The sequence below is a fragment of the Vibrio aquaticus genome (assembly GCF_003970385.1).
Classification (GTDB): Bacteria; Pseudomonadota; Gammaproteobacteria; order Enterobacterales; family Vibrionaceae; genus Vibrio; species Vibrio aquaticus.
This window is the reverse complement of record NZ_RXZH01000007.1, coordinates 171,821-184,020: the sequence shown is the minus strand read 5'-3', so window position 1 is coordinate 184,020 and position 12,200 is coordinate 171,821. Positions and strand designations below refer to the sequence as shown.

Here is a 12,200-nt window from a genome sequence, read left to right as displayed (position 1 = left end):
TAAAATATGGAAAGCAGCAAGCGTACCCTGCAGAGGAAGTGAGATATTATGGTTCTAGGTAAACCTCAAACCGATCCAACATTAGAGTGGTTCCTTTCACACTGTCATATTCATAAGTACCCATCAAAAAGCACGCTAATTCACGCTGGTGAAAAAGCGGAAACGTTGTACTACATCGTTAAAGGCTCTGTTGCGGTTCTTATCAAGGACGAAGAAGGTAAAGAAATGATCCTTTCTTACCTAAACCAAGGTGACTTTATTGGTGAGCTTGGTCTATTTGAAGAAGATCAAGAGCGTACTGCTTGGGTTCGTGCTAAGTCTCCTTGTGAAGTAGCAGAAATCTCTTTCAAGAAGTTCCGTCAGCTAATTCAAGTTAACCCAGACATCCTAATGCGTCTTTCTTCGCAGATGGCAAGCCGCCTACAAGTGACTAGCCAAAAAGTGGGTGACCTAGCATTCCTAGACGTGACTGGCCGTATCGCTCAAACGCTACTAAACCTAGCAAAACAACCTGATGCGATGACTCACCCAGACGGCATGCAAATCAAGATCACTCGTCAAGAGATTGGTCAGATTGTTGGCTGTTCACGTGAGACCGTTGGTCGTATCCTGAAGATGCTAGAAGAGCAGAACCTAATTTCTGCACACGGTAAGACTATCGTGGTATACGGTACTCGTTAATCTCGATTAACGAACCACAGAATCAGTAAAGCCACCCATTGGGTGGCTTTCTTTTTATCTATCGAACGACACTAGCCATTGGTGCTTTCGAATATCTTATCTGCTGATGCTGCCACAAAGCCTGGGTAAAGTTCACCATTCGCCATTGGGTAGCGTTTAGCAAATTCATAGAAACCACCCGGAATCATCTCCGTTCCTTCACTAAACTCAACCGCGACCTTGTCGGCCATCGTTGAGGATTGCTCTAACAGAACGTCTGGCGAGCCTTTTACTTCACCGCCCGATTCATTAATGGTAAAGCCAGATTGGCGTAAGTGGTCGTTGACCTCCTTCACTTCATCAAAGGCGTTCAGCTGATTAACACTTACGGTAAAGTGGTTAGCACCGTAACCATGTGCCGCCAACCAAGAAGCGTACTCACTCTCTTTCGCTAACGTCTGAAAATCTGCGTAACTCAACTCCCATAAACGGCCGCCCCAAAGGAACTCAGGACCTTTTAGATCATGGGTGTCCAATTGCTTCACAAGCTTGGTAACGATCGCCTGAAGCGCTTCTGAACACTCATTGACTTTAAGCTCACTGATAAACACTTTCGGTTGCTTTGGATCGGGATGTTCAAAATGCTTAGCCACCAGCTTTTTGCTTTCAAATTCATAATCACCGCATGGCTTATAGCCAGCATCTAAGAAAGGCTGAGCCAAGGTTGCAATACCTAATGGTTCAACATTAAAGGTGCGCAGAGCAATGTGGTCATTAATCAGAGTCTCATCTTCTTGCAGTAGGTGATGCACTTTTTCAGCAGAAGGACACAAGCGTTGAATATAGTCATTCCATAACGATTGGAATAGAACATCTGGCGTCATAACGCCTCCTTGTATGGGGTTGGTTACGTTATTGGTTTCGGTTTTTTACTTTAATTATTATTGAGATATAAAGGAGGCTACCAAATCGACTTGTCCAGATAGTCAATGTGATAGCCTTCAGCCTGTGACGTTAAAACCTCCCGGCTCGGGGAGGAAGAAGGGAATCCCCTAACTTAGGTTCTTTGACCTAATGTTTTTAGAGCTATTGTTTTTAGAGCTATTGTTTTTAGAGCTATTGTTTTTAGAGCTAATGTTTTTACAGTCAATGTTTTACAGCTCTAGCCCTGGGCTCAATGTTGCTGGAAGAAGCGTTTCTCCGCCTTCCATTGATGCCATAGGATAAGCACAGTAATCAGCGGCATAGTACGCACTTGGACGTAAGTTACCTGAAGCGCCAGGACCACCAAATGGCGCATCACCACTTGCGCCGGTTAACTGGCGGTTACGGTTCACGATACCTGCTCGAATGTGGTCAACAAAGTATTCCCACTCACCGTCATCGGTAGACACTAAACCCGCCGATAGGCCAAAGCGTGTGTCATTAGCCAGCTCTACTGCTTTCTCAAGACCTTGGTAACGCACGACTTGCAGCAGTGGACCAAAGTATTCTTCATCTGGCAGATCAGTAATCGCTGTAACATCGATAATGCCCGGAGTAACAAACGCAGCTTGACCCGCTTTTGCTTCAATCAAGCTTTCACCACCTAGCTGCTGCAGGTTCGCTTGAGCATTCAAAATGAAGTCAGCCGCTGCTTTCGAAATTTGTGGGCCCATAAATGGCGCAGGTTCTGCAAATGGCTGGTCAACTCGAATCTTGTTGGTTGCTTCCACAAGTTTAGTGATCAGTAGATCGCCCTTATCACCTAACGGAACATAGAGACGGCGTGCACAGGTACAGCGTTGACCGGCACTGATGAACGCCGATTGGATGATGGTATAAACCGTCGCATCAACCTCACCGTAGTTATCAGAAATAACCATAGGGTTGTTGCCACCCATTTCTAGCGCCAGCATCTTACCCGGCTGCCCTGCAAACTGTTTATGTAGGATATGACCGGTGTTGGCACTGCCAGTAAACAACACACCATCAAGACCTTTCGAATCAGCCAGTGCAATACCGGTTTCTTTCGCACCTTGCACTAGGTTGATTACACCTTTAGGAAGACCCACTTGATCCCACAGCTTCATCGCAAACTCACCCGTTAATGGCGTTTGCTCTGAAGGTTTGAATACCACCGTGTTACCAGCCAATAGCGCAGGTACGATATGACCATTTGGTAAGTGACCTGGGAAATTGTAAGGACCAAAAACGGCCATCACACCTAATGGGCGGTGACGAAGAACAATTTGGTTACCCGCGGCTTCACGTTGCGCTTCACCAGTACGGTCATGATAAGCACGAATCGAGATAGCAATCTTACCTGCCATCGCTGCGGCTTCGGTGCGTGTTTCCCAAATCGGCTTACCGGTTTCCTTGGCGATGATCTCAGCGATTTGTTCGCTGTTCTCTTTCACTTTTTCAGCGAAAGCCAGAACAATAGCTTCACGCTCAGCGAAACTCATTTTTTTCCAGCCAACGAATGCACTGCGCGCAGCGGATACTGCTTGCTTTACTTGCGCCGGCGTTGCGCTTTCGCCTTGCCAAATCACTGCGTTGTTGTATGGGCTTTGTGAGTCCATTGCCTCACCTTGACCTTTTACCCACTCACCGGCAATCCAATGTGTCATAACTTGTTCCTTCAAAATATTCTTCTAATCGAGCTTACTGAGCCAGCATGCGCACGAAGTCGCCTTCATTTAATTTGAGCGCGGTTGCCACTTCTGGTGACAGAATCACCGACTCAGAAGCTTGGTCGTACGCTGCTTTTGCTGCTGCCGCACGGAAATCTTCAAATGAGGTGTTTGAGATTAAGTAATCTTGCGAGCTCGAGTGCTCAGCAATGGTCACTTTGGCACGAATCGAGTGACGTACCGACTCGATATTGCGCACATCACATTCAACCGTTGGGCCACCATCGAAAATGTCGACGTAGTTACGGCAAGTGAAACCTTCTTTCTCAAGTAGGCGCAAGGCTGGTTTGGTGTTGTCATGGACCTGACCGATCACCGCTTGCGCTTCTTTGCTCAGTAAGTTGATGTAGATTGGTAGCTTTGGCATTAGATCTGCAATGAAGCCCTTCTTACCAATACCGGTTAGGTAATCGGCCATCGTAAAATCAATTGAGAAGAAGTGCTCTTGCAGCCATTGCCAGAATGGAGAGTTACCTTCATCGTCAGAAACACCACGCATTTCAGCAAACACAGTTTCAGAGAAACGATGCGGGTGCTCCGCCATCATTAGGAAACGACATTTCGACATCAAACGGCCGTTCAAGCCGCCACGGAATGATGGTCTTAGGAACAGCGTACAAATCTCACTGCAACCTGTGTAGTTGTTGCCGAAAGTTAGTAGCTTAACCACATTGTTCACACCAAGCTTTGGCGATGAATGCACAACCTTGCTGATGTGGTAAGAGTAAAAAGGCACATCCCAACCAATGGACGCTTCGATACCGGTACAACCAGCCACTTCGCCAGTTTCGCTATCAAAGCCAACCATTAGGTAGCCTTCATCACCAGGCTCAGTAACCTCTGGTTTAGTAAAGCTGTATTCTGAATGAGTAATTCGGTTGGTTAACAATTCTTCGTTAACCGGTAGAGATGTGAATCCGTGACCCGACTCAACCGCACACGTGTGCAGCGCGTCGTAGTCCGACATTGCGATAGGGCGAACAACCAGCATCGATACTCCCTCCTGATGCAGTGAACGCTAGTACTCAATAGTTATCTGTTTATACTTTGACTTCGTCATTCCCTACAGTGAGGAACGAACGTGATAGGGAATCTCTCAACGCGATGCAAGAGATCCCCAACTCGGTCGTGCCTTCCTCTTGAGGCTGACACTGTTTATGTCGATATGAGTACTAGACTAGATGTTTCTTATTTAACTAGCGTTGCTAGAGCTTTATCTAGACGCGCTAGACCTTCTGCGATTTCTTCTTTAGTAATCACCAGTGATGGTGTGAAACGAACAACGTTTGTGCCCGCAACCAATACCATTAGACCTTCTTTGCCTGCAGCAACCAGTACGTCACGTGCTCGGCCTTGCCACTCATCGTTCAGTGCTGCGCCAAGCAGTAGGCCTTTACCACGCACTTCAGCAAACATGTTGTACTTGTCGTTAAGTTTAGCTAAACCTTCACGGAACAGCGCTTCACGCTCAACCACACCTGCGAGTGTTTCTGGTGCGCTCACAACATCAACCACAGCTTCAGCAACTGCACACGCAAGTGGGTTACCGCCATAAGTTGAACCGTGTGTACCGACTTTTAGGTGTTTAGAAAGCTCAGTTGTCGTTAGCATTGCACCGACAGGGAAACCGCCGCCAAGAGATTTCGCCGTGCTTAGAATGTCTGGTGTTACGCCAAGACCTTGGTATGCGTAGAAGTGACCGGTACGACCGTTACCTGTTTGAACTTCATCAAAGATAAGCAGCGCATTGTGCTTGTCACACAATTCACGAACAGTCTGTACGAATTCGTCAGTTGGAGAAATGATGCCGCCTTCGCCTTGAAGTGGCTCCATCATGATGGCACAAGTGCGATCAGAGATATGTGCTTTTAGCGCTTCAACATCGTTGTATGGTAGGTGTGTTACGTCACCCGGCTTAGGACCAAAACCGTCTGAGTATGCCTCTTGGCCACCGACAGTAACGGTAAAGAAAGTACGGCCGTGGAAACCTTGTTTAAAGGCGATGATTTCTGATTTTTCAGGGCCAAACTCGTCAGCTGCGTAACGGCGAGCCAGCTTTAATGCCGCTTCATTCGCTTCTGCGCCTGAGTTTGCAAAGAACACTTTCTCAGCGAAACATACGTCAGTGAGCTTTTTCGCTAAACGCAAAGCTGGTTCGTTAGTCATTACGTTACTTAGGTGCCAGATTTTCTGACCTTGCTCTGTTAGCGCATTTACCATTGCAGGGTGACAATGACCAAGGCAGCTCACGGCAATACCACCAGCAAAATCAATGTACTCTGTACCTTGCTGGTCCCAAACACGAGCACCCTCGCCTTTTACTGGGATCATTTCCATTGGGTTGTAACAAGGTACCATTACCTCATCAAACAAGCCGCGTTCTACTTTGTTTTCTACAGTCATTGCACATTCCCTCTTAAATACCGCATGCATAGCGAATATGGTGTCCTTACTTCGATTCAATGAAATAAGATTTTGTTTTGCTATTAAGCAACATCGGCATTGTATTTACATTTAATTAACCATTTCAATAGTGGTTTATTCTTTTTACTTGCCACTATGAAGTCTAATAATCACTAAGCTTGAGTATTTATGCATTAGCCAGTCACATTTATGAAGCAATATATTCTTATAGCAAAGATAAGCTATGGTTAATCTTAGTTGGGATAAGGGCTGAGAGGTAGGCGTGACAAACTCTGCGCATACTTTTTCACAAAGTATCCACATCGAAAGTTATGAAAGAAATGTTAAGAAAAGTGATCTAAGTCTGGCTTTAACCGAACACTGGACAATGAAGTGGCGTGTTTTAAAGCGGCGTTCGAGCGATAAAGTTGGCGAGAATCTGATGCCCTTGCTCTGTTTTAATCGACTCTGGATGAAACTGAACTGCATCGATCGGTAAAGTTTTATGCTGGTAACCCATGATCTCATCCATGCTGCCATCGTCCAGTTCCGTCCAAGCGGTTAACTCAAAACAATCGGGTAATGTGCCGTTTTTCACTACCAAAGAGTGGTAACGAGTCACGGTCAGAGGATTATTCAAACATGAAAAAACACTGCGGTCATTATGAGTAATTGGCGATGTCTTCCCATGCATGACTTGCCTTGCACGAACCACCTCGCCACCAAATACTTGTGCTATTGCTTGATGCCCTAAACACACGCCCAAAATAGGCAGCTTACCCGCAAAGTGTTCAATTGCAGCCAGCGAGATCCCCGCTTCGTTAGGGGTGCATGGCCCAGGAGAAATCACTAAATGGGTTGGGGTTAGCGCTTCAATCTGCTCTAGAGTGATTTCATCATTACGCACCACGCTCACCTCTGCGCCCAGTTCACAAAAGTACTGGTAAAGGTTGTAAGTGAAAGAGTCGTAGTTATCGATAATCAGTAACATGATGAAACGAACAGCATTGATAAATTGGGTAGTTAGGGGCGGTATTGTGCAGCATGAGCGAAGAAAGGCAAGTGCAAACGATAAAATTAAGGCCAGAACAAACTGGCCTTATTGCTTTACATCTAGGTGCCTAAATTACTTTTTACGACGCCATAGTGCTAAACCAAACAGAGACATCATCGCACCAAAGCCAAATGAACCTGCCATGTTCAGTTCTAACACGGCTGGATCGTGGTCCGAAGAACGGAAGTGGTCGTTGTACTTAGGTAGGTCGCCTTTGTACTCTTCGTTGTAATCAAACAGTTTCGACTCGCCACCGTTGATGTGCCAATCGGTCGCATCAACAAAGTGCTTCTCTAAACTTGGGCTCATCAGTAGGTGGTCAAGTGCGCCCACTTCATCATTGTATGAGTAGCTCCAGCTGTTTGGATGTGCTTTCGCCACTGCATTAATGTAACCGTAGCTATCTGTGATCACTGCACCGTCATCGCCAAACTGAACTTGGCCGTCAATGTATGTGTTACGCGCTGCTTTGATCGTCTTGCCGTATTTCTCTTGGCTGTAATCGGTTAGAACTAGCAATGGATCTTCCATGCCATACGCGTTCAAGTCACCCAAGATAACCTTGTGACCTTTGATTTCGCTCAGTGCATCACCCAAAGCCACAGCCGCTGCAACACGGAAGTTCTCACAAGAACCTTGTTTGTCTAGGTCTTGACCACCCTGACCGCCTTGCTCAACCGGCGCTGCATCTTCCCAACACTTAGAGCCTTTCGATTTAAGATGGTTAATCGCTACTGTGATCTTCTCTTTAGTGCCTTTCACCTTGAAGGTTGGCGCTAAAGAATCACGTTGGTAGTTCTTACCATCTTCGATCACTTTACCATTGTCATCTAGAACTTCTGGCGCTTGCTGGCTTGGCATCGCAATCACACGAGATTCTTTCAACTTAACCACTTTAGGACGGTAGATAACGCCGGTCGTGATTACGTCAGTGCCGATGTAATCATTTTCATCCGTTACTTTGTCGCCGTTAGAGTCAATAGCAACGATGTCGTAACGGTCTTTCTTCTTCGCAATACGCGCGTTCAATTGGTCAACCAACTGACGAATTGCACCGCTATCACCAAAGCCGTTGTTTTCGATTTCCATTAGACCAATGATGTCAGCATCAAGGCGTAGAATCGCATTAACGATTTTCTCTTGCTGTACTTCGAACTCTTCAAAGCTGTTTGCGCCACGGTTACCACCATGTGGATTGGTGTCGCCGCCGAATGGCGAGTTGAAGTAGTTGAGTACGTTGAACGTCGCGATACGTAAATCGCCCTCTTTCATCTCGATATCTTCGGTACGAGGGTCGTTACGAATAAAGCTTTCGCTAGTTAGGGTGTTGGTTGGGATCAGACGGTAATCACCGTAGCTGTAGGTAATTACGCCTTCCAGACCCACAATCGTGTCGTCGATACGGATGTAATCTTCTGTCGAGCCATCTTGGTCAATATCAGTGCGACCGAAGTCTGGGTAGTATGGAACTTGTCCATCGCCAGCCTTAGCATCGGATTCAACATACAAACGGCGCTCTGCGTTTTCGATGCTTTGCTGTTTCGCTTCGTCAGAACCTGCAGGGAAGTTCTGGTTTGGCTGCATGCTGATACGACCTTGTGCTAGCACCATATTGTTACGACGCGCTGCATAATCATAGCCAAAGGTACGGGTAACGCGCATATCGAGAGCTTCAGTGGTGTTCACCAACATGCCTTCGTAACGCTCTAATGTGCGGTCGAAGTTTGCATCGGTTGCTAGGATTTCGATGTCTGTCGCCGTTGGCGCTGCTTGCTCACCTTGTTTAACCCAGTGGTTGTTTTCAACTTTTAGCTGAGTGTGATCGTAGTACTCTTGCACCTTGCCTTTCACACACACCACATCGCCTGCTTGCAGATCAGAGCTCGATTGGTTGGTATGAACAAACAAACCTTCAGATGTCTCTGGGTTGTAATCATCCGTTAACGCTTGTAGGTAGAAGCCTTTTGTCAGGCCGGTTGTTACCGCGCTTACTACGCCTTTAACAAAGAACTCTTCGTCAGTGATGTATGGGTAGCCATTGATGAATGGCGAAGTATCACCGTCACCTTGAATATCTTGAATCGAAGTGAAGGTCGGGGTCGCACCGTCTTGTGTACAAGCAAATGGTTCTGGCGCTGTGCCACCATCAAGAACACCTAAGCCTTCGATGCTGTCTTTCGGAAGTGATGACCATTGAGAGGCGTCATACGAAGAAGTTGGTGTCATCGCATCCGAATTACGTACCAGCGTGACGTCTTTAGCAAAGTCGACATCGCCCGCAACACCCAATAGGTCATGAACGGCACCGTCTTTTAAAAGCGCCATTGGGTCATCACCATTAAAGTTCGCCAAAGAACCATCAAGAATATCGGCAACCGCTTTAATGTCATCGCGAGCACTTGTGTGCGCGACAACGAGAACACTTTGTGCTGCTAACACTTGGCCATTGAGTGACAGTTTACTGCCCCAATCGCCTTTACCGTTGCTCTGCTTAGCAAGCTCATAACCATCTAAAGAAACCGAGCTGTCGCCTGTATTGGCAACCTCAATCGCTTTGTTGTAGCTACCGCCTTCAACGTATTGAGAAATAATCACGTCAGCCATTGCTGGAGACGATAGCGCACCAGCAACCACTGCGGCTATTAGGGTAGGAGTTAATTTTTGTTTCATGTTATCCACCATGCATCGCTTCCAATGTTCCTTAAAAACTAGAAAGCGTGTTCCACGTCACTTTTAGCGTGACTCCGTTTTAATAAATCCTGTCCAGTGTTGACGTTTTTTATGAAACAAAAAATTACATTCAATGACAGTGAGATTTCGATCTCATAGATATGATGAATAATTGAATCGCCATCAAAATTTCAACATATCGGGATAACAGAAGTTGCAGAAATGAGACTAATCGTTTGAGTTAGTTAAGCTTTTACTAATAAATAGAGCAAAGCATCTAGCCCTGATATAGAAAGGGATGCATAAAAAAAGACGCATTGCTGCGTCTCTTTTAAATCATGATAAGGGCTTAGTTAAGTCGATTTCGATCATCGTCGTCCTTGCGCTCATATTCGCCTTCAAAAGTCGAACCTTGCTGAGAATCATCACGATGGAAAGGGTCTTGCTCAAATGGGCTTTGGCCAAATTGACTGCCGTTAAAGCTACCATGGAATCCGTTACCACCTACTGACTTCACCACCATCTTCGACATTAGGTATTTAGCAATGACGGCTCGTGGCGCAGGCAACAGCACTAACATACCCAGTGCGTCAGTCATAAAGCCTGGTGTTAACAGCAGGACACCGGCGACGGCGAGCATCACACCTTCAAAAATTTGCTGCGCTGGCAGTTCGCCCTGATTCAGGCGGTTTTGTACTGACATCAAGGTTTGTAAGCCTTGACTACGAACCAACGAAGCACCCACAAAGGCAGTGATCAGTACAAGAGCAATGGTCGGCCATAATCCTAAGAAGCCGCCCACTTGAATAAATAGGCCTATTTCGATGATAGGAACGAAAATAAACAGTAATAGTAAGATAGGAAACACATGCACTCCTTGGTTTCGTTCAGTGTACGCTGAAACCGTTCTCAACCTCAAATCTAACCCGTAAAAAAGCGTAACCAAGCATGATAGAAATCTCAATAAAGCCCTACCACTAAAGGGCTATTAACACCCTATTCATATCTAACATAATATTGACTCAATAAAAGATAAAAAAGGTGATCAAGTTACTATTTTTATGCGCTAGGTACAGTATCATGTGCCACATAAGTCAGGACGGATTATACAGCCAGAAATTCTGCCGAATGGATTCTACTACTACAGAATGGCTAGAAAATAACTTTATGATCAGAATAAATCTCTAAGGATCCTGTATGGCTACCCTAACTGATGCTCCAAAAACGGCTAACTCTGCAACTCGTATCGAAGAAGACCTACTAGGCGAGCGCCACGTACCAGCTGATGCGTACTACGGCATTCACACTCTGCGCGCGATCGAAAACTTCAACATTTCAAGCACGACCATCTCAGACGTACCAGAATTCGTTCGTGGTATGGTGATGACGAAGAAAGCCGCTGCATTGGCAAACAAAGAGCTTGGCGCAATTCCAAAAGACGTGGCGAGCTACATTCTTGAAGCGTGTGATTTGATCCTTGAAACAGGTAAGTGCATGGATCAGTTCCCATCAGACGTATTCCAAGGCGGTGCGGGCACGTCAGTGAACATGAACACGAACGAAGTAATCGCTAACGTTGCACTTGAACTGATGGGCAAGGAAAAAGGCCAATATGAGTTCATCAACCCGAATGACCACGTAAACAAGAGCCAATCAACGAACTGTGCGTACCCAACGGGTTTCCGTATTGCGGTTTACAACAGTGTTCACCAGTTGATGGAAGCGATCGAATACCTGAAAGGCGCATTCGAGCTTAAAGCACAAGAGTTTAAAAATGTATTGAAGATGGGTCGTACTCAGCTTCAAGACGCAGTTCCTATGACAGTAGGTCAAGAGTTCCACGCATGGGCTGTAACACTTAACGAAGAAATTCGTGCTCTAGACTACACGTCTAAGCTACTACTAGAAATCAACCTTGGTGCAACAGCAATCGGTACTGGTCTAAATGCACCAGCAGGCTACCAAGCGACAGCCGTGAAACACCTAGCAGAAGTGACGGGCCTAGACGTGGTTCCTGCAGAAGACCTAATTGAAGCAACGTCTGACTGTGGTGCTTACGTAATGACGCACGGTGCGCTTAAACGCCTTGCGGTGAAACTGTCTAAGATCTGTAACGACCTTCGTCTACTTTCTTCTGGTCCTCGCTCTGGTCTAAACGAGCTTAACCTACCAGAAATGCAAGCAGGCTCTTCAATCATGCCAGCTAAAGTAAACCCAGTTATCCCTGAAGTAGTAAACCAAGTTTGCTTTAAAGTTCTCGGTAACGACAACACGGTTTCTTTCGCAGCGGAAGGTGGTCAGCTACAGCTTAACGTGATGGAACCGGTTATCGCACAAAGTGTATTTGAGTCTATCTCTCTACTACACAACGCATGTGTGAACCTACGTGACAAATGTATCGACGGCATCACTGTGAACAAAGAAGTGTGTGAAGGCTACGTGTACAACTCTATCGGTATCGTGACTTACCTAAACCCATACATTGGCCACCACGAAGGTGACATCGTGGGTAAGATTTGTGCGGAAACGGGTAAGAGTGTCCGTGAAGTGGTTCTAGAGCGTGGATTACTGACCGCTGAAGAGCTTGATGACATTCTTTCAGTTGAAAACTTTATGCACCCAACGTATAAAGCAAAACGCTACGAATAAGCGAAATCAGAAAGGGTCCCAAACGGGGCCCTTTTTTGGGCTCCCATGCGGTTAGCCATACTTTTTTCATGGTCTTTAAATGCCAAATT

9 protein-coding genes are annotated in these 12,200 nt (G+C 46.1%); 2 read left to right on the top strand and 7 right to left on the bottom strand.

All coding sequences use genetic code 11. The annotated features are described in order from the left end of the window. The first annotated feature begins 48 nt into the window (after nt 1–48). Complete coding sequence (gene crp, locus EJ063_RS15555; protein WP_009602948.1) at nt 49–681, top strand: cAMP-activated global transcriptional regulator CRP; 633 nt, start codon at nt 49–51, stop codon at nt 679–681. 71 nt (nt 682–752) lie between these two features. On the opposite strand, the gene EJ063_RS15550 is transcribed toward crp, so the two are convergent. The 7 genes from EJ063_RS15550 to EJ063_RS15520 form a co-directional block, all read right to left on the bottom strand. After that, nucleotides 753–1,544 (bottom strand): DUF1338 domain-containing protein, encoded by a 792-nt coding sequence (locus tag EJ063_RS15550; RefSeq protein ID WP_126575260.1) that lies wholly within the window; start codon nt 1,542–1,544, stop codon nt 753–755. 270 nt (nt 1,545–1,814) lie between these two features. Beyond that, nucleotides 1,815–3,272: a succinylglutamate-semialdehyde dehydrogenase gene (astD, locus tag EJ063_RS15545; protein ID WP_126575259.1), complete on the bottom strand. Its 1,458-nt coding sequence runs from the start codon at nt 3,270–3,272 to the stop codon at nt 1,815–1,817. Nucleotides 3,273–3,306: 34 nt separating this feature from the next. Then, on the bottom strand, nt 3,307–4,326 hold the full coding sequence (gene astA / locus EJ063_RS15540) for an arginine N-succinyltransferase (protein WP_126575258.1): 1,020 nt from the start codon (nt 4,324–4,326) through the stop codon (nt 3,307–3,309). A 197-nt stretch (nt 4,327–4,523) separates the two neighbouring features. Continuing rightward, on the bottom strand, nt 4,524–5,738 hold the full coding sequence (locus tag EJ063_RS15535; RefSeq protein WP_126575257.1) for an aspartate aminotransferase family protein: 1,215 nt from the start codon (nt 5,736–5,738) through the stop codon (nt 4,524–4,526). 403 nt (nt 5,739–6,141) lie between these two features. After that, entirely contained in the window at nt 6,142–6,729 is a 588-nt protein-coding gene (locus EJ063_RS15530; protein ID WP_126575256.1) for an aminodeoxychorismate/anthranilate synthase component II, read from the bottom strand. 135 nt (nt 6,730–6,864) lie between these two features. Further along, the gene (locus tag EJ063_RS15525) at nt 6,865–9,462 is read right to left on the bottom strand and encodes an ExeM/NucH family extracellular endonuclease (protein WP_126575255.1); all 2,598 of its coding nucleotides are present in this window, start codon (nt 9,460–9,462) and stop codon (nt 6,865–6,867) included. Between the two features lie 349 nt (nt 9,463–9,811). Next, complete coding sequence (locus tag EJ063_RS15520) at nt 9,812–10,330, bottom strand: FxsA family protein (protein ID WP_126575254.1); 519 nt, start codon at nt 10,328–10,330, stop codon at nt 9,812–9,814. Between the two features lie 329 nt (nt 10,331–10,659). On the opposite strand from EJ063_RS15520, the gene aspA reads away from it, so the two are divergent. After that, nucleotides 10,660–12,111 (top strand): aspartate ammonia-lyase, encoded by a 1,452-nt coding sequence (gene aspA, locus EJ063_RS15515; RefSeq protein WP_126575253.1) that lies wholly within the window; start codon nt 10,660–10,662, stop codon nt 12,109–12,111. Nucleotides 12,112–12,200 lie beyond the last annotated feature (89 nt).